The organism is Bordetella genomosp. 12, assembly GCF_002261355.1.
Lineage (GTDB): Bacteria > Pseudomonadota > Gammaproteobacteria > Burkholderiales > Burkholderiaceae_B > Bordetella.
The window spans coordinates 909,761-936,024 of record NZ_NEVU01000001.1 but is presented as its reverse complement, the minus strand read 5'-3'; the positions used below and the strand labels follow the sequence as shown (position 1 = coordinate 936,024).

The following is a 26,264-nucleotide window of genomic DNA, read 5'->3' as shown; positions in this document are numbered from 1 at the left end:
CATGCACTTTCAATGAACCGCCAGCTGCTGCTTGACGTACTTCCTGCGCCAGCGCCTTCGCTGAACAATTTCATTGCCGGCCCCAACGGCGAGGCCTTGGCAGCCGCACGCGCGCTCGCTGCCGGACGCGCCATCTACCTCTGGGGCCCGGCCGGTTGCGGCCGCAGCCATCTGCTGCGCGGGCTGGCCGCGCGCGCGCAGGCCGTCTATATCGACGCGCCCAGCGGGCCGCAGCTGCTGCGCCAACTCGCCCAGGCCGACTCCACCGCCCCCATGCCCGCCATCATCGCCGTCGACGACGTGCATCTGATGGACAAGGCGCGGCAGGCGGCCCTGTTTGCCCTGTACAATCGCTGGCGCGAATCGGCTGCGACCGACCGCGCCTTCGCGCTGGCCGTGGCCGGCGACCGGGCGCCCATGTCGCTGCCGCTGCGCGAAGACCTGCGCACCCGCCTTGGCTGGGATCTGGTCTTTCGCCTCGAACCGCTGTCGGACGCCGACAAGCTGTCCGCGCTGTCCGCGCAGGCTGCCGACCGTGGCCTGCAGCTGGCACCCGAAGTCATCAACTGGATGTTGACGCACCACGAGCGCGACATCCGCAAGCTGGCCGCGCTGCTCGATGCGCTGGACCGCTATTCCCTGGCCAAAGGCCGCCCCATCACCACCGCGCTGTTACGCGCCATGCTTGCCGAATCTCAAGCCACATGAGCACCCGCCGCCTCGCCCTGTTCGATCTGGACCACACCCTGCTGCCTCTGGACAGTGACTATCAATGGGCTGACTACCTGGCGCGCACCGGCCGGGCCGGCGATCCGGAGCAAGCCCGGCGCCGCAACGACGACCTGATGGAGCGCTACAACCAGGGCGAGCTCACCGCCGAGCAGGCCGCCGAGTTCATGCTGGGCCTGCTGGCGGCCCACAGCCCCGTCGACCTGGCCGCCTGGCACGAAGCCTTCATGGCCGAAGTCATCCGGCCGGCGATGCAGGCCCGCCCGCTAGCGCTGGTCGCCGAGCATCTGGCCGCCGGCGATCTGTGCGCCGTGGTCACCGCCACCAACAGCTTCGTGACCGCGCCCATCGCCCGCGCCTTCGGCATCCCGCATCTGATCGCCACCGACGCCGAATACCGCCATGGCCGCTACACTGGCCGCATCGACGGTACGCCCAGCTTCAAGGCGGGCAAGGTGTTGCGGGTCAATCAATGGCTGGCCGCGCAGCAGTTATCGCTGAGCGACTTCGCCGAATCCTTCTTCTACAGCGACTCGACCAACGACATCCCCCTGCTGGAAGTCGTCACCCGACCCATCGCCACCAATCCCAGCCCCAGCCTGCGTCAGACCGCGTTGGAGCGCGGCTGGCAGGTGCTGGACATGTTCGACCACCTCGAGGACCATAAGTCCTGATGATCACCGACACCATACGAAAATTCGTCGGACGCCTGTTTGGGCCCGTCAACCGCGGTCCGCAACGCATCGCCAGCGACAAGCACGGCATCGACCGCCGCAATGTCTCGCGCCATGCCATCAAAGTCTGCGAAGTGCTGCGCCAGCATGGCTATGAAGCCTATATCGTGGGCGGCGCGGTCCGCGACCTGATCACCGGCCTGGAACCCAAGGACTTCGACGTGGCCACCAACGCCACGCCCGAACAGATCCGCCCGCTGTTTCGCCGCGCCCGCATCATCGGCCGCCGCTTCCAGCTGGTGCACGTCGTCTTCGGCCAGGAGATCATCGAGACCTCCACGTTCCGGGCGCCGGCCTCGGCCGACCAGGAAACCGACGAGCACGGCCGCATCCTGCGCGACAACGTGTTCGGCAGCCAGGAAGAAGACGCGGCCCGCCGCGACTTCACCATGAATGCCCTCTACTACGATCCGCATACCGAGGAAGTCATCGACTACCACAACGGTGTGCAGGACCTGAAAAAGCGCCAGATCCGCATGATCGGCGATCCGGTCAAACGCTATCGCGAAGACCCGGTGCGCATGCTGCGCGCCGTGCGTTTTGCCGCCAAGCTCAACGGCACCATCGATCCGGCCACGCGCCAGCCCATCAGCACCATGGCCGAGCTGATCGAAAACGTGCCGGCCTCGCGCCTGTTCGACGAGATGCTCAAGCTGCTGACCTGCGGTCACGCCATGGACTGCCTGCGCCAGCTGCGCGCCGACGGGCTGCACCATGGCCTGTTGCCGCTGCTGGACGTAGTGCTGGAGCAACCTGGCGGCGAACACTTCGTCGAACTCGCGCTGGAGCGCACCGACGCCCGCGTGCGCGCCGGCAAGACCATCAGTCCCAGCTTCCTGTTTGCCGCCCTGCTCTGGCAGCAGGTCGAATCGCGCTGGAAAGAACTGCGCGGCCGCGGCGAGCACAACATCCCCTCGCTGCTTCAGGCGGCAGACTCGGTGCTCGACGAGCAGACCGAAAAGCTCGCCATCCAGCGCCGGTTCTCGTCCGATATGCGCGAGATCTGGTTCATGCAGCCGCGCTTTGAGCGCCGGGGCGGCAAGACCGCCTATCGCATGATCGAACAGCCCCGTTTCCGCGCCGCCTGCGATTTCCTGCAGCTGCGTGCCGCGGCCGGCGAGTTCGACAGCGTGCTGGCCCAATGGTGGATGGATCTGGCCAATGCCGACGATGCCACCCGCGCCGAGATGATCGAAGCCTCCGCCAGCCTGCCGCGCGAAGAAAGCAGCGACGACAACAGCCCGGCGCGCCGCCGCCGCCGCCCGCGCCGCCGGCCCTCGCGCAACAACGCAGAATGAGCACGCGCGCCTACGTCGGTCTGGGCGCCAATCTCGGAGATGGCGCAGCAACCCTGCGCACGGTATTGACCGAACTGGCAGCCCTGCCCGGTGTGCAGCGCTGCCGCGCTTCCCCGTTTTACCGCTCGGCCCCCGTCGAGGCGAGCGGCCCGGATTTCATCAATGCCGTGGCCGCGCTCGACACCACGCTGGCCCCGCTGGCGCTGCTCGATGGCTTGCAGGCCCTCGAACACCGCCACGGCCGCGAGCGCCCCTATCGCAACGCTCCCCGCACCCTGGATCTGGACCTGCTGCTCTATGGTGAGCAGGCGCTGGATACCCCGCGCCTGATCCTGCCGCATCCGCGTCTGCACGAACGTGCCTTCGTGCTGCTGCCGCTGCGCGATCTGGCGCCCGATCTGCAACTGCCGCAAGGCAGCTATGCCGATCTGCTGGGCGGCCTGCGCGACCAGGCCATCGAGCGCCTGTAAGCCTCTGCCGCCCCCTCGCGTTGCACGGCATGGGCCGCCAGGGCCGCGCCGCGCAACACGAGGCGGGACTCAGACCCCGATCTTGCCGCCGTCGGCGCGCTGGATCACCACCGTCGAAGAACGCGGCCGCACCACGGCGGCCGAGGCCACGGTGGCGTCGTCGGTATCGTAGGCCGGCCAGTTCACCGGATGCTGCACGTTCAGAAAGATCGTGCTGTAGTCCGGCGTGAAGGCAAAGCCGGTGATTTCGGCTTCATTGGGGCCCACGAAGAAGCGGCGCAGATCCGCCTGATTGGCACTGTTGATGACCGGACCGGTGCCGCTACTGGCGCCCATCGCGGGCGGGATCACGGCCAGCATCTGATCGTTGATGGTGCGGGCCACGTCGTTGTTGCGGCCGTTGTCGATGCCGTTGTCGGTCTGGATCCACAGGATGCCGCGATCGTCGAAGGCCAGGCCATCCGGGCTGGCCAGCTCGTTCATGGCCGTCAGGCCGGACCGATTGGTGTCGGCGTCGGCGCCGGCGTTCGAGCCGAAGACGAAGATCTCCCACTTGAACGTATCCGCGCCGGCCTCGTCATGCCAGCGCACGATGTGGCCGTTGACGTTGTTTAATCGCGGATTGGCCGCGTTGACCCCCGCGGCGGCGTTGCGGCGCGTATTGTTGGTCAGGCTCAGGTAGACGTCGCCATTGCCCGGATGCGTGGCCGTCCACTCGGGCCGGTCCATGGGCGTGGCGCCCACGAAATCCGCCGCGCCGCGCGTGTTGATGATGATGTTCTCCTGCGAGCCAAACTCATCGCCCAGCGTGCGGCCGCCCGTGCCGGCCGAGGCCGGCGTCAGCGGCAGCCACGTACCGCTGCCGTCGGCATCGAAACGCGCGACGTAGAGCGTGCCGCGGTCCAGGTACTTGGCGCCCACGGCGAGGCGGTCGGTGCGCTCGGCATCCTTGGGATCCCACACGGCTTCGGACACGAAGCGGTAGAGGTACTCAAACTGCGAGTCGTCGCCCGAGTAAAAGGAGATCGGCTTGCCGGCTTCGAGCTTGCCGTAGGCGCAGCCCTCGTGCGCGAAACGGCCCATTGCGCTGCGCTTGGTCGCGATGCTGTTCGGGTCATAGGGGTCGATCTCGACCAGATAGCCAAAGCCGTTGACCTCGTTGCGCCAGTCCTGCGTGGCGTCCGCGCCCGAGGGCGTGACGTTAAAACGCGCGAACTCGCCCAAGACCTCCGACGCATCATTGGCGGCGCTTTCCCAGCCATAACGTCCGGTGGCGGTGCTCACGCCGACACGCACCTGGTGCGCCGGGCGGGTCCCGGTGTTGACGAAACAGGAAGCCCAGTTTTCCTCGGCGGTGATGTAGGTGCCCCAGGGGGTCGTCCCGTTGCCGCAATTGTTGTTGGTGCCGCGCACCATCGCGCCCGTGGGCGAGAACGGCGTCTTGACCCAGTCGCTGCCGGCCACCGGACCCGCCAGCTTCATGGCCGTGGCCGAGGTGAAGCGGCGGTTATAGCGCGAGTTGTTGACGATTTCCCAGCGGCCATTGGCCTGGCGGATATGCATGACCGCCACGCCGTGGGCGTTGATCTCCTTGCGCACCTCTTCGACCGGACGCTTGCCGGCCACGCGCGTGGCGCCGTTCGGATGCAAGGCGCCCTGATCGATGTACTCGTGGTTGACCACCAGCAAGCCCTCGGTCGAGCTGCCCTCCAGCGGGAAGTAGTGCATGCCGTCATGATGCATGCCCGTGGAATTGAGCAGGTCATTGGCGCTGTTGTTGCCGTTGCGGTCCCAGGGCTGCGCGTTGTCGTTCAACGGCGTGCCCCAGGCGCCCAACACATGCGCCACATAGCCGGCCGGCACCACACAGGCATGGGTCATCGATGCCGGCAGCGAATCGAAGCCCAGCTTCAAGGCTTCGGGCGGAGTGGTCGGCGTGGTCGGCGTCGTGCCGGGATCGCTGCCCGGCGTCTCGCTCGCGTCGTCATCATCGCTACTGCCGCCACAGGCGGCCAGGCCCAGCGATCCCATCGTGGCCAGCGCGGCCAGGCTGCCACGCATGACGGCCCGGCGCGACAGGTTGCGCTGCAGAATTTCACTGAAGGGAAGATTGCCGCTCGCGTTGCGGATGACCTTGTCTGTTATGGACTTGCTCATGTGGGCTCCTGTCGTAGAGTCGCGCCAGTTGTCGGAAGCAAGATCCTAAGAACTGAACGTTAATCGCTCATGACAGCAAGCCGGGAAATATCGCGGCGAGCCTAGCCGCGCCACGCATGCCAAAGCGGCAGCAGCACATCCGCCACCAGGTAAGGCCCCGCCCCCCAGACCGCCGTCCAGGCCAGCGCACCGATCACATTGGCAGCCAGAAAACGCGGAAACGGCATGCCCGCCGAGCCGGCGATCAGGCCATTGAGCTGGCGCAGCACCACCACGAAACGCGCCACCATCACGAGGTAGACGCCGCGCTGGCGAAACGCCGCTTCCAGCCGCGCCAGCCGCTCGGGCGTGAGTTTGACCAGATGGCCGTAACGCGACAGCAGGCGCCGTCCGCCATAGCGGCCGATGGCATAGCCGGTGCAATCCCCCAGCACCGCCCCCGCGAACACCGCCGCCAGCAGCGCGGGCAGGCTCATCTCGCCATGCCGGGCCAACAGCGAAGAGGCGATCACCGCCGACTCGCCCGGCACCGGCACGCCCATGGACTCAAGATAGACGCAGACAAAGAGCGCCCAGGCGCCGTAGGTCTCCAGAAGATGATGCAGCGTCTGCATGGCGCTCGGCGCGGGCCGGCCGGCGGGCCTCAGGCCGGCAAGCTCTCGCCGGCGCGCTCGAGCAGGTGGCGCGCCCGCGCGATGACCGGCGCGTCGATCATCTTGCCATCGAGCTTGAAGGCGGCCTGGCCGCTGTCACGATGCGCGCGCACGACCTCGCGCGCCCAGGCGAGGTCGGCCAACGGCGGCAGGAAGGCTTCGTGCACCACCGGCACCTGCGTGGGATGGATGCACAGCAGGCCGCCGAATCCCATGTCGCGCGCGCGTATCGAGGCCGCGCGCAGGCCGGCCGTATCCTGAATACCCGGAAACACCCCGTACAGCGGCTGGGCCAGCCCCGCCACGCGGCCGTGCAGCAGCAATTGCACGCGGGCATGGTCGAGCACCAGATCAGCCCCCTCGGTATCCGGCGTCATGGCCAGGTCGAGCGAGTAGTCCAGCGAGCCGAAGGCCAGGCGCTGAACGCCGGGCGTGGCGGCGATATCGGCCAGATTGAGTACGCCCCGGGCCGTCTCGACGATGGGAATGATGGGGATGTTGGTCTGTGCCGCATGACGGACCTGCGCCATGCTCTCGGTCTTGGGCAGCACGATGCCGCTGACCGTGGCCCGCCCCTGCAAGGCCCGCAGGTCGGCGTCGTGCCAGGGCGTGCTGGCATCGTTGACCCGCACCCACAGACGCACGTCCGGCTCGGCATCCAGAAAATCGCTCAGGGCCTGGCGCGCGCTGTCCTTGCCCAGGTGCTCGACCGCGTCCTCGAGATCGACGATCACGGTGTCGGCGCCGGCGGCCAGGGCCTTGGCAAAACGGTCCGGCCGGTTGGCCGGCACGAACAGCGCAGTACGGATGACTGAGGGCATTACACGACCTCCGCGGCATGCAGGCGCGCCACGTCCTCGGGCGCATACCCCAACGATGCTAACACCGCGTCGGTGTTCTGGCCCACCGCCGGCACCGCGTCCATGCGCGGGGTGAAGGCATTATTGTGCGCGGGCGGCAGCAAGGACGGGATGCGTCCGGCCGGGCTGTCGATCTCGCGCCAGTTGTCGCGCGCCTTGAGCTGGGGATGTTCCCACACGCCCTTCATGTCGTTGACGCGGGCATTGGCGATCTGCGCGGCCTCCAGGCGGGCCGTGACCTCGTCGATGGTCAGCGCCGCGAACGCCTGCACGATGAGCTGGCGCAGGGCGTCGCGGTTGGCGGTGCGTTGGGAGTTGCTCGCAAAGCGGCTGTCGCTGGCCAGATCGGGTTGATGGAGCACCTGATCGCAAAAGACCTTCCATTCGCGCTCGTTCTGCAGGCCCAGCATGATGGTCTTGCCATCGCCCACCGGGAACGGCCCATAGGGATAGATGGTGGCATGCGAGGCGCCGGCGCGCGGCGGCGGCGGCGCATCTTCGAAGGCGTAATACATCGGATAGCCCATCCACTCCACCATGCTCTCGAGCATGGAGACGTCGACGCGGCTGCCCTGGCCGGTGCGTCCGCGCAGCAGCAAGGCGTTGAGAATGCCGCTATAGGCATACATGCCGGCCGCGATGTCCGAAATCGAGCAGCCCGCCTTGACCGGTTCATCGGGCGTGCCGGTGACCGACACGAAGCCGCTTTCGCTCTGGATCAACAGATCGTAGGCTTTCTTGTCCTGGTAGGGGCCGCCCTCGCCATAGCCCGAGATATCGCACACGATGAGCCGCGGAAAGCGCTCGCGCAGGGCCTCGAAGGACAGGCCCAGGCGCGCGGCGGCGCCGGGCGCGAGGTTTTGCACCAGCACATCGGCCCCGGCCAGCAGGCGCTGCATCACCTCGTCGGCATCGGGCTTTTTCAGATCGAGCGTGAGACTCTCTTTGGAGCGGTTGGTCCAGATGAAATGCGAGGCCTGGCCGCGCACCCGCTCGTCGTAGCGCCGGGCGAAGTCGCCCACGCCCGGACGCTCGACCTTGATGACGCGCGCGCCCATATCGGCCAGCTGGCGGGTGCAGAACGGCGCGGCGATGGCGTGTTCGAGACTGACGACGGTGATGCCGTCGAGGGGACGGGGAGCGCTCATGCTTCGAACCTCACTTCAGCCTGGTGGGCCAGGGTGCCCTCCTGTTCGGCCCACAGCCGGGCCAGCCCCGGAGCCTCGATCAGCCCGCCGACCTCGAAAGCCTTGGGCGAAATGAGCGGGCGCAAGCCCCGGTAAGCGAAATGCTTCAGCCGCGCCTCGGGATGGGCCCGGCAGAACGCCGAGAGCATGGAGGTGGCGATCAGCGGGCCATGCACCACCAGGCCGGGATAGCCCTCGACCTCGGTCACATAGGGGTAATCGTAGTGAATCCGGTGGCCATTGAAGGTCACGGCCGAATAGCGGAATAGCAGCACGGCGCTGGGCTCGATGGTTTCGCGCCATTGCGCCTGCGGCGCCGGTTCGCTGCCCTCGAGCTTGGGCGGCGAGGGCTGGCGATAGACGATGTCCTGCTCTTCGACGATGGCGGCCCGGCCCTGCTGCAGAAACTCGTGGCGCACGGTCACGAACAACAGCTGGCCGGTGCGGCCGTGCTTTTCCTTGATGGCGGTGACGGTGGACACCCGCTCGGCGGCCTCGCCGACCTTCAGGGGATGGTGAAAGTCCACGCGCCCGCCCGCCCACATCCGATTGCGGTCATCGGCCGGCGGCAGAAAGCCGCCGCGCGCCGGGTGTCCGTCGCGGCCCAGTCCCGCCATATCGGCGGTGCGGATGAAGTACGCCCACTGCCACAAGGGCGGCAGGGCCTCGCCCGCGGCGGGTGCCGCCACCCCCAGCGTGGCGGCGATGCGCGCCGCGTGCACCGGGTCCAGGGTGTCGGCCATGCGTTCGGCGCTGCCGATCCACTGGTCTAGGGCCTGCTCAGACATGAATTCACTCCTTTGCGTGTAATCCCACAGAGGATGCCGGGGCCGCCCCGGCCTGTAAATTCGTTTTTGCTCAAGCCCGGGTTAGCGCCACCTTAAGCACAAAGCGGCCTGCCCTGGCCGGATCACCCTCCCGCCAAGACAAGCCGCTGCTACCGGCCGGGGACCGGCGCCGGTCAGACCGTGGCGACGGGGATCTTGCCGATCCTGGCCTGCCATTCCTTGGGACCGGTGCTGTGCACCGACACGCCCTGCGCATCCACGGCGACGGTCACGGGCATATCCTTGACGTCGAATTCGTAGATGGCCTCCATGCCCAGGTCTTCGAAAGCCAGCACGCGGGCTTCACGGATGGCCTTGGACACCAGATACGCGGCGCCGCCCACGGCCATCAGATAGGCCGACTGGTGCTTCTTGATCGCTTCGATGGCGACCGGACCCCGCTCGGATTTGCCGATCATCGAGATCAGGCCGGTCTGCGCCAGCATCATCTCGGTGAACTTGTCCATGCGGGTCGCGGTGGTGGGGCCGGCCGGGCCGACCACTTCATCGCGCACCGGATCCACCGGGCCCACGTAGTAGATGACGCGGTTGGTGAAGTCCACCGGCAGCGTCTCGCCGCGCGACAGCATGTCCTGGATGCGCTTGTGCGCGGCATCGCGGCCGGTCAGCATCTTGCCCGACAACAGCAGCGTCTGGCCGGGTTGCCAGCTGGCCACTTCTTCGCGCGTGAGCGTGTCCAGATTGACCTGCTTGGACTTGTTGTAGTCAGGCGCCCAATGCACGTCGGGCCACTCGCTAAGCGCGGGCGGATCCAGCCGGGCCGGGCCCGAACCATCGAGCACGAAGTGCGCATGGCGGGTGGCGGCACAGTTGGGGATCATGGCCACGGGCTTGGATGCCGCATGGGTCGGGAAAGTATGGATCTTGACGTCCAGCACCGTCGTCAGGCCGCCCAGGCCCTGCGCGCCGATGCCCAGTGCGTTGACCTTCTCGTACAGCTCGATACGCAGCTCTTCGAGCTTGTTCTGCGGGCCGCGGGCCAGCAGCTCGTACATATCGATGTCTTCCATCAGCGACTGCTTGGCCATCAGCATGGCCTTTTCGGCCGTGCCGCCGACACCAATGCCCAGCATGCCCGGCGGACACCAGCCCGCGCCCATCGTCGGCACCGTCTTGAGCACCCAGTCGACCAGCGAATCGCTGGGATTGAGCATGACGAACTTGGTTTTGTTCTCGGAGCCGCCACCCTTGGAAGCCACTTGCACGTCGACCGTGGCGCCAGGCACCAGGTCGACGTGCAGAATACAGGGCGTGTTGTCGCGCGTGTTCTTGCGCGCAAAGAGCGGATCATCGAGCACCGACGCGCGCAGCGGATTGTCCGGGTTGGTGTAGCCGCGGCGCACGCCTTCGTCACAGAGTTCCTGCAGGCTGCGCTTGGTCTCGAAGCGCACATCCATGCCGATCTTCAGGAACACGTTGACGATGCCGGTGTCCTGGCACAGCGGACGCTTGCCTTCGGCGCACATGCGCGAGTTGGTCAGGATCTGCGCCATCGCATCGCGCGCGGCCGGGCTTTCCTCGCGCTCATAGGCGCGCGCTAGATGGCGGATGTAATCGAGGGGGTGGTAATAGCTGATGAACTGAATCCCGTCGGCGATCGACTGAATCAGGTCTTCTTCTTTGATGGTGACTGTCATGGCATTACGGTGAGAAACAACGGGGACAATCGGCCGGGCGCCAGGCCCGGCCCGCGAAAGGGATTTACTTGCCTTGCCAGACGGGCTTGCGTTTTTCGGCAAAGGCCGTCGCGCCTTCCTTGGCGTCGGCGGACGTGAAAATATGCGCGATCAAGGGACGCTGGCGGTCGAACATGCCTTCCTGCTCCCAATCCAGCGATTGCTGCACGATGCTCTTGGCGGTCTGCACGGCCAAGGGGCCGTTCTCGACGATGACGCGCGCCAGGGCCAGCGCGCCCTCCAGCGCCTGGCCGGCCTCGGTCAGGCGGTTGACCAGGCCCAATTGATGCGCCCGCTCGGCGCTGAGCATATCGCCGGTCAGCACGATTTCCATGGCCACGTGATAAGGCAGGCGGCGCGGCAGGCGGATCATGCCGCCCGAACCGGCGACCAGGCCGCGCTTGACCTCGGGCAGCCCGAACTTGGAATTATTGGCGGCCACGATCAGATCGCAGGCCAGCGCCATTTCGCAACCGCCGGCCAGGGCATAGCCTTCCACCGCGGCGATCAGGGGCTTTTTGGGCGGGCGCTCGTTCAGGCCGGCAAACCCGCGGCCGGGAATCAAGGGCCGCTGGCCGCTCTGCGCGAACGCCTTCAAGTCCATCCCCGAGGAGAAGGTGCCGCCGGCGCCGGTCAGGATGCCGATGCGGATATCGTCGCGGGCATCGAGTTGATCGAGCGCGGCGGCCATGGCCTGGGCGGTCTCGAGATTGATGGCGTTTTTGGCATCGGGGCGATTGACCGTAATGACCTGAATCCCGTCGGCGACTTCGACCTTGACCAACTCTGACATGTATTGCTCCTTCCTGAGGCGTTTGGGAACGGCTCCCAACTTCTATATAAGACTGCGCAAACCAGAATCATACGACCAATGCCCAGCCCGGTACCGGCGCCCCGCCGCCCGAGACCGCGTGGGGCGCGTGCCCACGCTTGCCGTCCGGGGCCCGCCTCCCGTACACTTGTACTATTGTAAGCACAACATAACAGGAGAGAGACATGCACCATTGGCAGCGCCTGACGGCGGGCACCCTTTTGAGCGCCGCGGCGCTGGCCCCGGCCTGGGGCCAGAGCGACGTGGTCAAACTGGTGGTGGGCGCGCCGCCAGGCGGCACCACCGATACGGTGGCGCGCAGCATCGCCCAACATATGTCCAAGGACCTGCAACGCACGGTGCTGGTGGAAAACCGGCCCGGCGCGGGCGGCAATATCGCCGCCGACTATGTCGCCAAAAGCAAGGCCGATGGCGGCACGCTGCTGGTGACCTTCACGGGCTTCTCGATCAACGCTTCGCTCTACCGCAAACTGCCTTTCGATCCGGTGCGCGACTTCACGCCGATCAGCATGCTGGCCCAAGTGCCCAGCGTGCTGGTGGCGCGCAAGGACTTCCCCGCCAACGACATCCCGCAGCTGCTCGAGCAGGTCAAGGCCCATCCCGGTAAATACACCATGGCGCTGGGCGCGGTCGGCTCCTCGCTGCATCTGGCCGGTGAACGCATGAAAATGCTGGCCGACCTGGATATCCTCAATGTCCCCTACAAAGGCACGGCGCCGGCGCTGGCCGATCTGCTGGGCGGCCAGGTCGACATGATGATCGCCAGCTCCCTGAACGCTCAGCCGCACATCAAGAGCGGCTCGCTCAAGGCGCTGGGCGTGACCAGCCCGCAGCCCTTGGCGCAATTCCCGGGCGTGAAGCCCATCGGCGATACCATCAAGGGCTTCGAGTCCAACGCCTGGTTCGCTCTGTTCGGCCCGGCGGACCTGCCGCCGCAGACCCTGCAGGCGCTCAATGCCGCGGCCCGCAAAGCCGTGGCCACGCCCGAGTTCCGCAAACTGCTGGAAAACGAAGCCGCCACCGCCGTCAGCAGCAGCCCCGAAGAACTGGATGCTTTCGTGCGCCAGGACATCGACCGCTATGCCGAAATCGTCAAGTTCACCGGCGCGACGGTCGACTGACCCCCTACCCTCTGGAGTCCCCGTGGCCGACAGCCCGCTACCGCTTTATCACAAGGTTTATCTGCTGCTGAAGCAACGTCTGCAGGCAGGCGGCTTCGCGCCGCTGGCGGCGCTGCCGGGAGAAAATGCCCTGGCAGCCGAGTACGGCGTGTCGCGCCTGACGATACGGCGCTCCCTGGAAGCGCTCGAAGCCGACGGCCTGATCGAGCGCCGACAGGGGCGCGGCACCTTCGCGTCTGCGCAAAGCGCCGCCCATGGCACGCAGCACAGCTCCGACATGGACTCCCTGATGGCGCACCTGGCGCGCATGGGCATGCAGACCCAGGTCAGGCTGCTGGCGCTCGACACGCTCGCCGCGCCGCCTCAGGTCGCCGCGCACCTGGAACTGGCGCCCGGCGCGCCGGTGCAATGCGCCGTCCGCGTGCGCAGCCACGCGGGCCTGCCGTTTTCCTACCTGACCACCTATGTGCCGCAGGCCATCGCTCAGGCCATCACCCAGGCGGATCTCATGAGCAAACCGCTGCTGGCCATCTTCCGCGACCTGGGCATCCAGGCCGCGCGGGCCGAACAGACCCTCTCGGCCGTCCTGGCGGACCCCGAAGCCGCCGCCGCGCTGGACGTCCCGGTGGGCTCGGCGCTGCTCAGTCTGCAGCGCCTGGTCCGCGACGCCAGCGGCCGCCCGGTGGAATGGCTGCATGCGCTGTACCGCCCGGATCGTTATGAATACCGCATGGATATGCAAGCCCATGACATGCCCGGGCAGCCGACCTGGCTGCCGGCCGGCGCCCCCGCTTCCGGAGAGACCCCCGCATGACGGCCCATACGCTGGCCCAGAAACTTCTGGCCGCCGCCGCCGGCCGCCACACCGTCCAACCCGGCGACATCGTCACCTGCCAGGTCGACCTCGCCATGTTCCACGACTCCAGCGGGCCGCGCCGCCTGCAGCCCATGCTGCAGGACCTCGGCACCGGGCTGTGGGATCGCAAAAAAGTGGTCCTGGTCATGGACCATTATGTGCCCGAGGCCGATGAGGAATCCCGCCGCATCGTTCGCATCGCGCGCGACTGGGCGCGTGAGCAGCAACTGCCGCATGTCTACGATTCCGTCGGCATCTGTCACGTCGTGCTGCCCGAACACGGGCATGTCCGGCCAGGCATGTTCTGTGTGGGCGGCGACTCGCACTCGCCGACCGGCGGCGCCTTCGGCGCCTACATGTTCGGCGTGGGCAGCACCGAGATGCTGGGCGTGGTCAGCAGCGGCGAAATCTGGATGCGGGTGCCCGAAACCCTGATGATGTGCTGGCATGGGCGGCTCGCGCCGGGCGTGATGGCCAAGGACATGATGCTCTATCTGATCGGCCGCTACGGCATGAACGGCGGGCGCTATCAGGCGGTGGAGTTCTGCGGCGAGGCCGTCAGCGCCCTGTCCATGCGCGAGCGCATGACCCTGTCCAATCTGTCGGCCGAGATGGGCGCGCAGGCCGGCCTGATCGCGCCGGACGCCGTCACGCAGGCCTATCTGCAAGCCGCTGGCGCGCCGCTGACCGATATCGCGCACTGGCGCTCCGATCCTCAGGCGCCGGCCCATTGGCACGAGTTCGACGCCGCCACCCTGCCGCCGCAGGTCGCCGCGCCCCACAGCCCGGCCAACACCGCGGCCGTGGACGCTTATCCCGACACCCCGGTCCAGGTGGCCTATATCGGCGCGTGCACCGGCGCCAAGCTGGATGATTTGCGCGCCGCCGCGCAGATCCTGCGCGGCCGCCGGATCGCCCCGCAGGTCCGCCTGCTGGTGGCCCCGGCCAGCCAGCGCGAACAGGCGGCCGCTCAGGCCGAAGGCGTGCTCGATGCGCTGCTGGCCGCCGGCGCCAGCCTGCTGCCCACCAGTTGCGGCGCCTGCTCCGGCTACGGCGGCTCGATTCCGCCGGGCGCCACCGTCATCGCGACCACGGCGCGCAATTTCAAAGGCCGCATGGGCGCGGCGGACGCCCGCGTCTATCTGGCCTCGCCGTACACGGTGGCCGCCTCGGCGCTGGCGGGCCGCATCGCCGATCCTCGCGAGGTGCTGCAATGATGTCCCAACACACTGTCTGGCGGGTCGGCGACGACATCGACACGGACCAACTGGCGCCGGGCGCCTACATGAAATTCGGCCTGGACGAGATCGCGCGCCATTGCCTCGAAGGCGTCGACGCGCGCTTTGCGGCCGGCGTGCGCCCCGGCGACGTGCTGGTGGCGGGCCGCAATTTCGGGATTGGATCATCGCGCGAGCAGGCCGCCGCCGCCCTGGTGCAGCTCGGCTTGCGGGCGGTCATCGCCCCCAGCTATAGCGGCCTGTACTTCCGCAATGCCTTCAACGTGGGCCTGCTGTTGCTGACCTGCGAACGCGCGGGCGAGATCGCGGCCGGCGACAGCGTCGGCCTGGACTTACCCGGCCAGCGCGTGCTCAAGGCCGACGGCACGGCGCTGCCGTGCGAACCCGTGCCTGACTTCCTGCTCGACATGGTGCAGGCCGGTGGCCTGCTCATGCAACTCAAACGCCGTCTGGCCGACGGCAGCCTGCCCCGCCACCCCATGAGTGCCGTATGACTGCTTCCTCCTTGAAATCCCGCCTGCGGGCCGGCTCCGCCTTGCTGGCCCCCGGCGTCTACGACGCGCTGTCCGCCTTGATCGCCGAGCAGGCCGGCTTCGATGCGCTGTACCTGTCCGGCGCCTCGATCGCCTACACCCGGCTCGGCCGTTCCGATGTCGGGCTGACGACCTATAGCGAGGTCGAATCCGTGCTCGGCCGCATGACCGAACGCGTGCGCTGCCCGATCATCGTCGACGCCGACACCGGTTTCGGCAACGCGCTCAACGTGCAACGCACGGTGCGCGGGCTGGAGCGCGCCGGCGCGGCCATGATCCAGCTCGAAGACCAGGACTTTCCCAAGCGTTGCGGCCATCTGGACGGAAAGACGCTCGTGTCGGCCGACGAAATGTGCGGCAAGCTGCGGGCCGCGCTCGACGCGCGCCAGCACGACGACACCTTGATTCTGGCGCGCACCGACGCGGTCGCCGTCAAGGGGCTGGAGGCGGCCCTGGAGCGCGCCGAACGCTATCTGGATTGCGGGGTGGACGCCCTGTTCATCGAGGCCCTGCGCTCGCCCGCCCAGATGGACGCGGCGTGCGCGCGCTTTGCCGCGCGGGTGCCCTTGCTGGCCAATATGGTCGAAGGCGGACAGACGCCGATAGAAAGCGCCCAGGCCCTGGCCGCGCGCGGCTTTCAGATCGTCATTTTCCCGGGCGGCACCGCGCGCGCGGTGGTTCATACCCTGCAAGGCTATTACGGCAGCCTGCGCGCTCAGGGCAGCACGGCCGCATGGCGCGCACAAATGCTGGACTTCGATCAGCTCAACGACGTCATCGGCACGCCCGAGCTGCTGGCCCAGGCGCAACGCTACCGCTGAGACGGCGGGCGCGGCAGGCGATGCCAGAACACCGCCGCCGCGGCCAGGCCCAGCGCGCCCATGGCGGCCACCCCGGCCGCCAGCGACACCAGCGCGGTCAGGCCCGACAACAGCACCGGCCCCAGGCTGCTGCCCAGATCGGCCATGAAGCGCCATATCCCCAGAAATTCGGTCCGCGCGTGCGGCGGCGCGGCGTCTGCGCCCAGCGTCATCACGATGCCGGAACTGATGCCGTTGCCCAGGCCCAGCAGCATGGCGGTGATCACGAAGGCCGCCGTGCCGCCCGATAGCGCGATGCCGATCAGCGCCAGCCCCATCATCAAGGCGGACGGCAGCGCCACGGCGCGCCGCCCCCGGCGATCCATGACGACCCCGGCCGGGTAGAACACCGACATATCCACCGCCGCGACCAGACCGTAGATCACGGACGTGACCGCCGCATCGATGCCCAGATGATCCGCCCACAGCGGAATCACGACCTGGCGCGAGGCCCGCACGGCGCTCACCAGCAGGATGCCCAACCCCAGCGTGAGATAGACGTGGCGGTGCGCGCGGAACACTTCGTGCATGCGCGGGCGCGCGGGCGGCACCTCGCCTTCGTTGAGCGGGGCTTTCATGTCCGGGGCGACGGCCGCGATGGCGCCGGCGCCCAGCACCGCCACCAGCGCGACCCAGTAAGCCCCCTGCAAATCCATCAGATGGATCAGCGCCGCGCCGGCGAAGGGCCCGACGAACACGCCGATGCGCATCGTGCCGGCCAGCGTGGACAGGGCGCGCGCACGCATGCCGGCCGGCACCGCGTCGACCATATAGCCCTGCCGCGCCAGCAGAAACACCGAAGAGGCGATCCCCACCATGAACACGCCGGCGGCCAGCATCCCGAGGGACGTGGCAAAAATACACAGCAGCATGGCCAGCGCGCTGACCAGCGAGGCGGCCACCATGGACCGGCGCTCGCCATGCCGCGCCGTGAACAGCGCGGCGGGAATATTGCTCACCAGCGATCCCACGCCCACCAAGGCCACGATGAAGCCGGAGGCCGCCATCGAGGCGCCCAGCTCCCGGGCGCTCAGGGCGATCACCGGCAAAATGGCGCCATTGCTCACGCCGTACAACAAAGAGGGGCCAAAGGCGGGGACGGCGACGTCGCGCAGTCGGAAAGCGGTTTGCGGATCGGATTCGGGCACGGTAGGCGGAAAAGGTCGGCGGCGGGCGTCAACGGACGGGCAGCGGGTATTCTAGCCAGCGGCAGCCCCGGGGGAATGGGCCGGCGGCGCTCAAAATGCATCCGCCCAACCCGCGGGCCCAAGGCCAGTTAAAATGTCGGGTTTTCCACGCTGGCGGGCGGCGAGCCCAACGCGCCTCACTTTCCAACTTCTATGCTTACCTTTCAGCAAATCATCCTCACGCTCCAGGAATACTGGGACAAACAAGGTTGCGCCCTGCTGCAGCCCTATGACATGGAAGTCGGCGCCGGCACCTCGCACACGGCGACCTTTCTGCGCGCCATCGGGCCGGAGCCCTGGCGCGCGGCCTATGTCCAGCCCTCGCGCCGCCCCAAGGACGGCCGCTATGGCGAGAACCCCAACCGCCTGCAGCACTACTATCAGTACCAGGTCGTGCTCAAGCCGGCGCCGCCGGAAATCCTCGACCTGTACATCGGCTCGCTCAAGGCCCTGGGCATCAACCCGGCTGAGCACGACATCCGCTTCGTCGAGGACGACTGGGAAAACCCCACGCTGGGCGCCTGGGGCCTGGGCTGGGAAGTCTGGCTCAACGGCATGGAAGTCACGCAGTTCACCTATTTCCAGCAAGTCGGCGGGCTGGATTGCACACCCACCACGGGCGAGATCACCTATGGCCTGGAGCGTCTGGCCATGTATCTGCAAGGCGTCGAGAGCGTCTACGACCTGGTCTGGACGGAAGGGGCCCAAGGCCGCCGCGTGTTGTACCGCGATGTCTTCCACCAGAACGAAGTCGAGCAATCCACCTACAACTTCGAGCATTCGTCGGCCGACATGCTGTTCGCGCACTTCAATGACTACGAAGCCGAGGCCAAGCGCCTGATGGAAGTGCCGCTGGCCCTGCCGGCCTATGAGGCCGCGCTCAAGGCCGCGCACACCTTCAACATGCTGGACGCGCGCGGCGCCATCAGCGTGACCGAACGCGCCGCGTACATCGGCCGCATCCGCAACCTGTCGCGCGCCGTCGCGCAGGCCTATTACGACTCCCGAGAACGATTGGGCTTTCCCATGCTGGGCGACAGCGCCCCCGCCGGGGAGGCTGCCTGACATGACCACCACTATCCGCCCCCTGCTGGTTGAGCTGCTGACCGAGGAACTCCCGCCCAAGGCCTTGAACCGCCTCGGGCAGTCTTTCGCCGAAGGCGTGCGCGCCACGCTGGAACGGCTGGGCCTGCTGGCCCCGGACTGCCAGGTCACCGCCTATGCCACGCCGCGCCGCCTGGCCGTGCATCTGTCGGCCGTGCTGGCCCAGGCTCCCGATCAGGCCTATGCCGAGAAGCTCATGCCGGCCAAGATCGGCCTGACCGAAGACGGCAAGGCCACGCCCGCCCTGATCAAGAAACTGGCCTCCAAGGGCCTGGAACACCTGGATCCGGCCGCCCTGGAGCGCGAATCCGACGGCAAGCAGGATTACCTGATCGCCCGCGGCACCGCGCCCGGCGCGCAACTGGCCGCCGGCCTGCAGGAAGGCCTGGACCACGCCATCAACGGCCTGCCCATCCCCAAGGTGATGCGCTACCAATTGGCCGATGGCGTGAGCAGCGTGAAATTCGTGCGCCCCGCCCACCGCCTGATCGCGCTCTTCGGCGCGGACATCGTGCCCATCTCGGCCCTGGGCCTGACGGCAGGCCGCAACACGCTGGGCCATCGCTTCATGAGCGAAGGCGATGTCGTGATCGCCCAGGCCGACGCCTACGAGCCCACGCTGGCGCAAGCGCGCGTAGTGGCCTCCTTCGAGAAGCGGCGCGCCGACATCGACCGCCAGTTGCAAACGCAAGCCGCGCGGCGGTCGGCCACGCTGGGCGATGACCCCGAAGTCGCCGCGCTGCTCGACGAAGTCACGGCCCTGGTCGAACACCCCACGGTCTACGTCGGCCAGTTCGAGGAGCAGTTCCTGCAAGTGCCGCAGGAATGCCTGATCCTCACCATGCGCCTGAACCAGAAGTATTTCCCGCTGTTCGACCCCGCCACCGGCAAGCTCACGCATCGTTTCCTGATCGTCAGCAATATGGAAGTCGCCGATCCGGTGAACATCGTCGAAGGCAACCAGCGCGTGGTCCGCCCGCGGCTGGCCGATGCGCAGTTCTTCTTCGAAACCGACCGCAAGGTGCCGCTGGCCGCGCGCGTCGAACAACTGGGCAACATCGTCTATCACAACAAGCTGGGCACCCAGCTCGAACGCGTGGACCGCGTGCGCGCCATCGCGCGCGGCGTGGCCGAGGCGCTGGGCGCCAATGTGTCGGCCAGCGATCGCGCCGCCCTGCTGGCCAAGGCCGACCTGGGTTCGAACATGGTGGGCGAGTTCCCCGAGCTGCAAGGCGTCATGGGCGCCTATTACGCGGCCGGCGACGGCGAACCGGCCGAAGTGGTCGAAGCCCTGCGCACGCAATACCGCAACCGCTACGACAGCCCCGTCACGGCCGAGACGCTGACCGCTGCGGTGCTCTTCGTCGCCGAGCGCGTCGAAACCCTGGTCGGCATCTGGGCCATCGGCCTGGCACCCACGGGCGAACGCGATCCCTTCGGCCTGCGCCGCGCGGCCCTGGGCCTGATCAGCGCCTTCGAACAACTGGCCGCGGGCGGCTGGCTCAAGATCAGTGACAACGGCCCCTTGTCGCTCACCGGCCTGCTCGGATTGGCCGCGGCCAGCTACCCGGCCGGCAAAGTGCCCGCCAGCACCCTGCCCGAAGTGCAGGCCTTCATCTACGAACGCTACCGCAATCAGTTGATCGCCGAGCATGACCGCAATGCGGTCGAAGCCGTGATCGCGCTGACGCCGCCGCTGCATCAAGTCGGCGAGCGCGTGCGCGCCGTGACGGCCTTTAGCCAGATGCCGGAAGCGGCCAGCCTGGCGGCCGCGAACAAGCGCATCGGCAACCTGCTCAAAAAGGCCGAAGGCGACATCGGCGCCGTCGACGCCGCCCGCCTGGCCGACCCGGCGGAAAAAGCGCTGGCCGACGCCATCGCCCAGCTCGGCCCGCAAGCCGCCGCGCAACTGGCCGCGGGCGACTTCGCCGGCAACCTGCGCACGCTGGCGCAGGCACGCGAACCGGTCGACGCCTTCTTTGCCGACGTCATGGTCATGGCCGAAGACCCGGCGCTGCGCGCCAACCGTCTCGCGCTGCTCAAGCAGTTGCACGGCCTGATGAACCAGGTCGCGGACATTTCCAGGCTGGCGCAGTGAAGCTCATCATCCTGGACCGCGACGGCGTCATCAACCGCGACAGCGACGCCTTCGTCAAAAGCCCTGACGAATGGCTGCCGCTGCCGGGCAGCCTGGAGGCCATCGCCCGCCTGACCCAATCGGGCTGGACCGTGGTCGTGGCCACCAACCAGTCGGGGCTGGCGCGCGGCTTGTTCGACATGGATACGCTCAACGCCATCCATATCAAGATGCGCCGCAAGCTGGCCGCCCTGGGCGGCAGCGTCGATGCCATCTTCCTGTGCCCGCATGGCCCGGACGACGGCTGCCAGTGCCGCAAACCCCTGCCGGGCATGATGCATGACATCGCCCTGCGCTATGACGTCGATCTCGACGGCGTGCCGGCGGTGGGCGACTCGCTGCGCGACCTGCAGGCCAGCGCGGCGGCCGGCTGCGCGCCGTGGCTGGTGCTCACCGGCAACGGCGAAAAAACCCGGGCCAAGGGCAATCTGCCCGCCGGCACGCGGATCTGCGCCGATCTGGCCGACGTGGTCGACCATCTTTTGCAGGAAGATTGATCCATGGCCTGGTTGCGTTCCTTGCTCTACATGGTGTTTCTCACCATCACCGTCATCCCCTACGCCTTCGCCTGCATTCTCTGGGCGCCGGTGCCGCTGCGGCTGCGTTACCGGCTCACCGTGGGCTGGCCCCGGCTGGCGATCTGGGGCGCCAAGGTTTTCTGCGGCATCCGCTGGCAGGTCAAGGGCTGGGAGAACCTGCCCGACGGCCCCATCGTGCTGCTGTCCAAGCATCAGTCGGCCTGGGAAACCCTGTTTTTCCCGGCGCACATGCCGCGCCCGGTCTGCTTCGTCTACAAGAAGTCGCTGCACTGGGTGCCGTTTTTCGGCTGGGGCCTGGCGCTGCTGCGCATGATCCCCATCGACCGCGCCAAGGGCCGCGATGCCTTCGAGCAGGTGGTGCGCGAAGGGCAGAAATGCCTCGATGACGGCCGCTGGCCGCTGCTCTTTCCCGAAGGCACGCGCGTGGCCCCCGGCCAGACGAGCCGCTTCAAGATGGGCGGCGCGCTGCTGGCGTCGCGCACCGGCGCGCGCGTCGTGCCCGTGGCCCTGAACGCCGGCGAATGCTGGCGCCGCAATGCCTTCGTCAAGCGGCCCGGGCTGGTTACCGTCTCCTTCGGCCCCGCGATAGAATCGCAGGGACTCACTCCCGAAGAACTCAACGCCAAGGTCCAAGCCTGGATCGAAGCGGAAATGCGGACGCTCAATCCTGAAAGGTATGGCCAGCGCTGATCAGCTCGAACTCCTGTTCGATGCCGGCCTCTCCCGCGAGACGCCGGCAACAGCCAGCGCGCCCCCAGCGGGCATTCCCACCCCCTGTCCCGATCCTCTGCCCGCCGGCGCGCGCTGGCGCGAGGTCCAGACCGAACAGCAGCGGATCGGCTTCGTGCTGCTGCGCTCGCGCCGCCGCAGCATCGGCTTCGTCATTGCCGACGACGGCCTGCGCGTGACCGCCCCCAATTGGGTGACCCTGGGGCAGATCGACGATGCGGTGCGCGAGAAGGCGCGCTGGATACTGGCCAAGCTGCGCGACTGGCACGCCCGCCGCGAACAACTCGCGCTGGCGCAGACCCGCTGGCAAGCCGGCGGCGAACTGCCCTACCTGGGCAAACGCATCATCATCGGCCTGGCGGCCGACCGGCGCCAGGCGCATCTCGACGGCGACGCCGCCGACCCCGCCGAAGGCGCCACGCTCTGGCTGCCGCTGCCGGTCAACGCCGAACCCACACGTATCCGCGACGCCGCCCAGGCCTGGCTGCAGCAGCGCGCCGGCACGCTCTTTGGCGAGCGTCTGGCCCACTTTCTGGCGCGCACCGGCCTGAAGATCCGCCGTTGGCGGCTGTCGTCGGCCGCCACGCGCTGGGGCTCCTGCACCAGCGATGGCAACATCATGCTCAACTGGCGGCTGATTCACTTCAGCCCCGACATCATCGATTACGTCATCGCCCACGAACTCGCGCACCTGCGCGAGATGAACCACAGCCAGGATTTCTGGGCCGAAGTCGGCCACATCCTGCCCGGATTCGAAGCGGCCAAGAAAGTCCTGCGCCGCCACGATCCCGCCATGCTGCCCAAGTTCTGACGCCATGGAACTGCGCCAACTGCGCTACTTCGTCAAGGTCGTCGAATGCGGCAGCCTGGGACGCGCGGCCACCGAACTGGGCGTGGTCACCTCGGCGCTGAGCCAGCAGATCAGCCGCCTGGAGGGCGAGCTGAGCACGCGCCTGCTGACCCGCACCTCCACCGGTGTGGTGCTCACCGATGCCGGGCTGGCTTTCCTGCGGCAGGCGCAGCTGTCGCTACGCCACGCCGACGACGCCATGAAAGCGGCGCGCGAGTCGCGTCTGAGCGGGCATGTCAGCATCGGCCTGGCGCAAACGACGGCCTCGGTGCTGGCGCTGCCCTTCATGCGCGCCATGCGTGAGCGGTATCCGGACGTGCGCCTGCGCCTGGTCGAAAGCCTGTCGGGCCACCTGTCCACCATGCTCAACGCCCGGCAGCTCGACCTGGCCATCGTGTTCCAGACCGAAACCGCGCGGCGCTGGAGCGTCATGCCCCTGCTCGATGAAAGCCTGTTCCTGATCGCGCGCGACGACTTGCCCGGCCTGCCGCCGCCGGGCTCGGTCCGGCTGCGCGACCTGGCCGGCCTGCCCCTGCTGCTGCCCAGCGACAGCCACGGACTGCGCGCCCTGGTCAACAACGGGTTTGCCCGTTTCAACGACCGGCCCAACCTCGCGGCCGAGATCGACGGCCTGGACGTATTGATGGAATTGGTCGAGGCCGGCCTGGGCGCCACCATCCAGCCCGGCGCGGCCACCGTCCGGCTGCGGGGCGAAAAGCTCGCCACCTGGCAGATCCGCGAGCGGCAATTGGCGCGCAGCAATTTGCTGGTCAGCCTGTCCGATGACGAGCTGTCCCCGGCGGCCTTGGCCGTCAGAGTGCTGCTGGCTCAGGTGGCCGCCGACCTGGTGCGCGCCGGAGCCTGGCCAGGAGCGACCCTTCACAAATCGTGAAGAGGCATTGTCCGTCGCCTTCTGGCGGCCCCTGAAAGCGTCCCCTATAGTCGCCCTCATCTGATGATGGACGACGACATGATAGACGTACTCGTGATCGGCGGCGGCAACGCCGCCCTGTGCGCGGCCCTGATGGCGCGCGAGGCCGGCGCCAGCGTGCTGCTGCTCGAAGCCGCGCCGCGCGAATGGCGCGGCGGCAACTCCCAGCACACCCGCAACCTGCGCTGCATGCACGATGCGCCGCAGGACGTGCTAGTCGAGGCCTACCCCGAAGAAGAATACTGGCAGGATCTGCTCAAAGTCACGGGCGGCATCACCGACGAAAAACTGGCCCGTCTGGTCATCCGCGCCTCCTCGTCCTGTCGGGACTGGATGCGCAGCCACGGCGTGAACTTCCAGCCGCCGCTGTCCGGCGCGCTGCACGTGGCGCGCACCAACGCCTTTTTCATGGGCGGCGGCAAGGCGCTGGTCAACGCCTACTACCGGAGCGCCGAAGCCCTGGGCGTGCAGATCCGCTACAACGCCCCGGTCGACGCCCTGGAGCTGGAAGACGGCCGCTTCGTGGCCGCGCGCATCGGCACGGAGCGCATCGCCGCGCGCAGCTGCGTGCTGGCCGCCGGCGGCTTCGAATCCAATATCGAATGGCTGCGGCAGGCCTGGGGCCAGAACGAACGCGGCGAATGGCCCGCCGACAACTTCCTGATCCGCGGCACGCGGTTCAACCAGGGCGTGCTACTCAAGTTCATGATGGAGGCCGGCGCCGACATCATCGGCGAGCCTTCGCAATCGCATTGCGTGGCCATCGACGCCCGCGCGCCGCTCTACGACGGCGGCATCTGTACCCGGATCGACTGCGTCTCCCTGGGGGTGGTGCTCAACCGCGACGCCGAGCGCTTTTACGATGAGGGCGAAGATTTCTGGCCCAAACGCTACGCCATCTGGGGCCGCCTGGTGGCCATGCAGCCAGGGCAGATCGCCTACTCCGTCATCGACGCCAAGGCGGTGGGCCGCTTCATGCCGCCGGTATTCCCCGGCGTGCGCGCCAACTCGCTGGCCGAACTGGCGCAAAAGCTCGAACTGGACCCGGCGCGTTTCGTGCAGACCATCGAAGCCTACAACCAGGCCTGCCGAGTCGGCAGCTTCGACCACACCCGTCTGGATGACTGCCACACCGAAGGCCTGGCGCCCGCCAAGACCCATTGGGCCCGCCCCATCGACACCGCCCCTTTCTTTGGCTATGCGCTGCGGCCAGGCATCACGTTTACCTATCTGGGCCTGAAGGTCGACGAGACCGCCGCGGTGCGCTTCGGCGGCAAGCCCAGCGACAACCTCTTCGTCGCCGGCGAGATGATGGCCGGCAATGTGCTGGGCAAGGGCTATACGGCCGGTGTCGGCATGTCCATCGGCACGGCCTTCGGCCGCATCGCCGGCACGCGCGCCGCAGCCGCCGCGCGCGCCCAAGCCCAGAACGGAGTCCAACGTGAAGCAGCTTGAACACCTTGCCCGCCAGGCCGAACTGGCCGGCGCCGCCCCCTCCGCCCAGCCCCTGAAATTCGTCGCCAACGCCAGCACGGCCGGCGCGCGCATGAGCGAAGACGAAAGCGAAGTCGCGCGCATGATGCAGATCTGCAATGCCTGCCGTTACTGCGAGGGATTCTGTGCGGTGTTTCCCGCCATGACGCGCCGCCTGGAATTCGACAAGGGCGACGTCAACTACCTGGCCAACCTCTGCCACAACTGCGGCGCCTGTCTGCACGCCTGCCAGTACGCGCCGCCGCACGAATTCGGCGTCAACGTGCCGCAAGCCATGGCCCGCGTGCGGATGCAAACCTATACCGACTACGCCTGGCCCCAGGCCCTGGGCAAGCTCTATCAACGCAACGGCCTGACGCTCTCCCTGGCCGCCGCCGCGAGCCTGGCGCTGTTCCTGGTGCTGGTGGTGAGCATCAACGGCGGCTGGCTGCATGCGCCGCTGGCCGGGAATTTCTACGCCATCTTTCCGCACAACACGCTGGCGCTGATGTTCGGGGTGGTGTTCGGCTTCGCGGTGTTGGCCCTGGCCCTGGGCGTGACCCGCTTCTGGCGCGACGTCAGTCCGGGCGCGGCCAGCGGCCCGGCCGTGGCCGAAGCCGCGCACAACGTGCTGCGCCTGAAGTATCTGGATGGCGGACACGGCAAGGGCTGCAACGAGGCCGATGACGCCTTCACGCTGGCGCGGCGGCGTTTCCACCACTTCACCTTCTACGGCTTCATGCTGTGCTTTGCCGCCACCTCGGTCGCCACGCTCTACCACTACCTGCTGGACCTGCACGCGCCCTACCCCTTCTTCAGCCTGCCGGTGCTGCTGGGCACGGCCGGCGGCCTGGGCCTGCTGATCGGTCCGGCCGGCCTGCTGTGGCTCAATCTGCGGCGCGATCCGCGCCAGGGCGATACCCGGCAGCGGCCCATGGACCGGGGCTTCATCGCCCTGCTGTTTTTCACCAGCCTCACCGGCCTGCTGCTGCTGGCCTTGCGCGACACGGCCTGGATGGGCGTGCTGCTGGCGGTGCATCTGGGCGTGGTCATGGCGCTCTTTCTGACCTTGCCCTACGGCAAATTCGCCCATGGCATCTTCCGCAGCGCGGCGCTGCTCAAGTCCGCCATCGAAAAGCGTCAGCCCAACAAACTGCAACTCGGCTCGGACTGAAAGAGAGCTCAAGGCGGCCGAGCGGCCGGGGCCCCTGCGGCTCCCCCGCCGCCCCTGTTACGATGGGGGTCTGAACGCCGCGCCAGGC

At 67.7% G+C, this 26,264-nt stretch carries 25 protein-coding genes; 17 read left to right on the top strand and 8 right to left on the bottom strand.

The genetic code is table 11. The features are described from left to right. The first annotated feature begins 12 nt into the window (after window positions 1-12). The 4 genes from hda to CAL22_RS04390 are packed head-to-tail and all read left to right on the top strand — an operon-like array spanning window position 13 to window position 3,231. Window positions 13-708 (top strand): DnaA regulatory inactivator Hda, encoded by a 696-nt coding sequence (gene hda, locus CAL22_RS04405; RefSeq protein WP_094810716.1) that lies wholly within the window; start codon window positions 13-15, stop codon window positions 706-708. Next, window positions 705-1,403 (top strand): HAD family hydrolase, encoded by a 699-nt coding sequence (locus tag CAL22_RS04400; protein ID WP_094810714.1) that lies wholly within the window; start codon window positions 705-707, stop codon window positions 1,401-1,403. The genes hda and CAL22_RS04400 overlap by 4 nt, the downstream gene beginning before the upstream one ends. Next, the gene (gene pcnB / locus CAL22_RS04395) at window positions 1,403-2,761 is read left to right on the top strand and encodes a polynucleotide adenylyltransferase PcnB (protein WP_094810712.1); all 1,359 of its coding nucleotides are present in this window, start codon (window positions 1,403-1,405) and stop codon (window positions 2,759-2,761) included. Before CAL22_RS04400 ends, pcnB begins: the two co-directional genes overlap by 1 nt. Further along, on the top strand, window positions 2,758-3,231 hold the full coding sequence (locus tag CAL22_RS04390; protein ID WP_094810710.1) for a 2-amino-4-hydroxy-6-hydroxymethyldihydropteridine diphosphokinase: 474 nt from the start codon (window positions 2,758-2,760) through the stop codon (window positions 3,229-3,231). Before pcnB ends, CAL22_RS04390 begins: the two co-directional genes overlap by 4 nt. A gap of 69 nt (window positions 3,232-3,300) precedes the next feature. On the opposite strand, the gene CAL22_RS04385 is transcribed toward CAL22_RS04390, so the two are convergent. From CAL22_RS04385 to CAL22_RS04355, 7 genes are all read right to left on the bottom strand, one after another. Then, the gene (locus CAL22_RS04385) at window positions 3,301-5,388 is read right to left on the bottom strand and encodes a PhoX family protein (RefSeq protein WP_094810708.1); all 2,088 of its coding nucleotides are present in this window, start codon (window positions 5,386-5,388) and stop codon (window positions 3,301-3,303) included. A gap of 101 nt (window positions 5,389-5,489) precedes the next feature. Continuing rightward, window positions 5,490-6,002, bottom strand: coding sequence for a DedA family protein (locus tag CAL22_RS04380; RefSeq protein ID WP_094810706.1), 513 nt, complete (start codon window positions 6,000-6,002; stop codon window positions 5,490-5,492). Between the two features lie 29 nt (window positions 6,003-6,031). Beyond that, on the bottom strand, window positions 6,032-6,862 hold the full coding sequence (locus tag CAL22_RS04375; protein WP_094810704.1) for an HpcH/HpaI aldolase/citrate lyase family protein: 831 nt from the start codon (window positions 6,860-6,862) through the stop codon (window positions 6,032-6,034). Further along, entirely contained in the window at window positions 6,862-8,049 is a 1,188-nt protein-coding gene (locus CAL22_RS04370) for a CaiB/BaiF CoA transferase family protein (protein ID WP_094810702.1), read from the bottom strand. The genes CAL22_RS04375 and CAL22_RS04370 overlap by 1 nt, the downstream gene beginning before the upstream one ends. Further along, window positions 8,046-8,876: an FAS1-like dehydratase domain-containing protein gene (locus tag CAL22_RS04365; RefSeq protein WP_094810700.1), complete on the bottom strand. Its 831-nt coding sequence runs from the start codon at window positions 8,874-8,876 to the stop codon at window positions 8,046-8,048. Before CAL22_RS04365 ends, CAL22_RS04370 begins: the two co-directional genes overlap by 4 nt. A gap of 173 nt (window positions 8,877-9,049) precedes the next feature. Continuing rightward, the gene (locus tag CAL22_RS04360) at window positions 9,050-10,573 is read right to left on the bottom strand and encodes a fumarate hydratase (RefSeq protein ID WP_094810698.1); all 1,524 of its coding nucleotides are present in this window, start codon (window positions 10,571-10,573) and stop codon (window positions 9,050-9,052) included. A 64-nt stretch (window positions 10,574-10,637) separates the two neighbouring features. Continuing rightward, a complete protein-coding gene (locus tag CAL22_RS04355; RefSeq protein WP_094810696.1) occupies window positions 10,638-11,405 on the bottom strand; it encodes a crotonase/enoyl-CoA hydratase family protein in 768 nt (255 codons plus the stop codon). 203 nt (window positions 11,406-11,608) lie between these two features. On the opposite strand from CAL22_RS04355, the gene CAL22_RS04350 reads away from it, so the two are divergent. The 5 genes from CAL22_RS04350 to CAL22_RS04330 are packed head-to-tail and all read left to right on the top strand — an operon-like array spanning window position 11,609 to window position 16,013. Next, window positions 11,609-12,565: a Bug family tripartite tricarboxylate transporter substrate binding protein gene (locus CAL22_RS04350; RefSeq protein ID WP_094810694.1), complete on the top strand. Its 957-nt coding sequence runs from the start codon at window positions 11,609-11,611 to the stop codon at window positions 12,563-12,565. Between the two features lie 22 nt (window positions 12,566-12,587). Continuing rightward, window positions 12,588-13,379 carry a GntR family transcriptional regulator gene (locus CAL22_RS04345; RefSeq protein WP_094810692.1) on the top strand — a complete coding sequence of 264 codons (792 nt, stop codon included), beginning with the start codon at window positions 12,588-12,590 and terminating at the stop codon, window positions 13,377-13,379. Beyond that, window positions 13,376-14,638: a 3-isopropylmalate dehydratase large subunit gene (locus tag CAL22_RS04340; RefSeq protein WP_094810690.1), complete on the top strand. Its 1,263-nt coding sequence runs from the start codon at window positions 13,376-13,378 to the stop codon at window positions 14,636-14,638. The genes CAL22_RS04345 and CAL22_RS04340 overlap by 4 nt, the downstream gene beginning before the upstream one ends. Beyond that, on the top strand, window positions 14,635-15,153 hold the full coding sequence (locus tag CAL22_RS04335; RefSeq protein WP_094810688.1) for a 3-isopropylmalate dehydratase: 519 nt from the start codon (window positions 14,635-14,637) through the stop codon (window positions 15,151-15,153). The genes CAL22_RS04340 and CAL22_RS04335 overlap by 4 nt, the downstream gene beginning before the upstream one ends. Then, the gene (locus tag CAL22_RS04330) at window positions 15,150-16,013 is read left to right on the top strand and encodes an isocitrate lyase/PEP mutase family protein (RefSeq protein WP_094810686.1); all 864 of its coding nucleotides are present in this window, start codon (window positions 15,150-15,152) and stop codon (window positions 16,011-16,013) included. Before CAL22_RS04335 ends, CAL22_RS04330 begins: the two co-directional genes overlap by 4 nt. Here CAL22_RS04330 and CAL22_RS04325 read toward each other — a convergent pair. Then, window positions 16,004-17,200, bottom strand: coding sequence for an MFS transporter (locus tag CAL22_RS04325; RefSeq protein WP_094810684.1), 1,197 nt, complete (start codon window positions 17,198-17,200; stop codon window positions 16,004-16,006). The two genes, CAL22_RS04330 and CAL22_RS04325, sit on opposite strands and share 10 nt — an antisense overlap. A 192-nt stretch (window positions 17,201-17,392) precedes the next feature. Here CAL22_RS04325 and glyQ point away from each other — a divergent pair, with 192 nt between their 5' ends. The 8 genes from glyQ to tcuB all read left to right on the top strand — a co-directional run bounded on the left by glyQ (window position 17,393) and on the right by tcuB (window position 26,176). Beyond that, on the top strand, window positions 17,393-18,304 hold the full coding sequence (gene glyQ / locus CAL22_RS04320; RefSeq protein WP_094810682.1) for a glycine--tRNA ligase subunit alpha: 912 nt from the start codon (window positions 17,393-17,395) through the stop codon (window positions 18,302-18,304). Window position 18,305: 1 nt separating this feature from the next. Continuing rightward, on the top strand, window positions 18,306-20,441 hold the full coding sequence (gene glyS / locus CAL22_RS04315) for a glycine--tRNA ligase subunit beta (RefSeq protein ID WP_094810680.1): 2,136 nt from the start codon (window positions 18,306-18,308) through the stop codon (window positions 20,439-20,441). After that, on the top strand, window positions 20,438-20,977 hold the full coding sequence (gmhB, locus tag CAL22_RS04310; protein WP_094810678.1) for a D-glycero-beta-D-manno-heptose 1,7-bisphosphate 7-phosphatase: 540 nt from the start codon (window positions 20,438-20,440) through the stop codon (window positions 20,975-20,977). Before glyS ends, gmhB begins: the two co-directional genes overlap by 4 nt. A 3-nt stretch (window positions 20,978-20,980) precedes the next feature. After that, complete coding sequence (locus CAL22_RS04305) at window positions 20,981-21,709, top strand: lysophospholipid acyltransferase family protein (protein ID WP_094810676.1); 729 nt, start codon at window positions 20,981-20,983, stop codon at window positions 21,707-21,709. Next, window positions 21,696-22,559 carry a M48 family metallopeptidase gene (locus tag CAL22_RS04300; protein WP_094810674.1) on the top strand — a complete coding sequence of 288 codons (864 nt, stop codon included), beginning with the start codon at window positions 21,696-21,698 and terminating at the stop codon, window positions 22,557-22,559. Before CAL22_RS04305 ends, CAL22_RS04300 begins: the two co-directional genes overlap by 14 nt. A 4-nt stretch (window positions 22,560-22,563) precedes the next feature. After that, window positions 22,564-23,490 carry a LysR family transcriptional regulator gene (locus tag CAL22_RS04295; RefSeq protein WP_094810672.1) on the top strand — a complete coding sequence of 309 codons (927 nt, stop codon included), beginning with the start codon at window positions 22,564-22,566 and terminating at the stop codon, window positions 23,488-23,490. Window positions 23,491-23,568: 78 nt separating this feature from the next. Further along, window positions 23,569-24,984 (top strand): FAD-dependent tricarballylate dehydrogenase TcuA, encoded by a 1,416-nt coding sequence (gene tcuA, locus CAL22_RS04290; protein WP_094811118.1) that lies wholly within the window; start codon window positions 23,569-23,571, stop codon window positions 24,982-24,984. Continuing rightward, a complete protein-coding gene (gene tcuB / locus CAL22_RS04285) occupies window positions 24,971-26,176 on the top strand; it encodes a tricarballylate utilization 4Fe-4S protein TcuB (protein ID WP_094810670.1) in 1,206 nt (401 codons plus the stop codon). Before tcuA ends, tcuB begins: the two co-directional genes overlap by 14 nt. Window positions 26,177-26,264 lie beyond the last annotated feature (88 nt).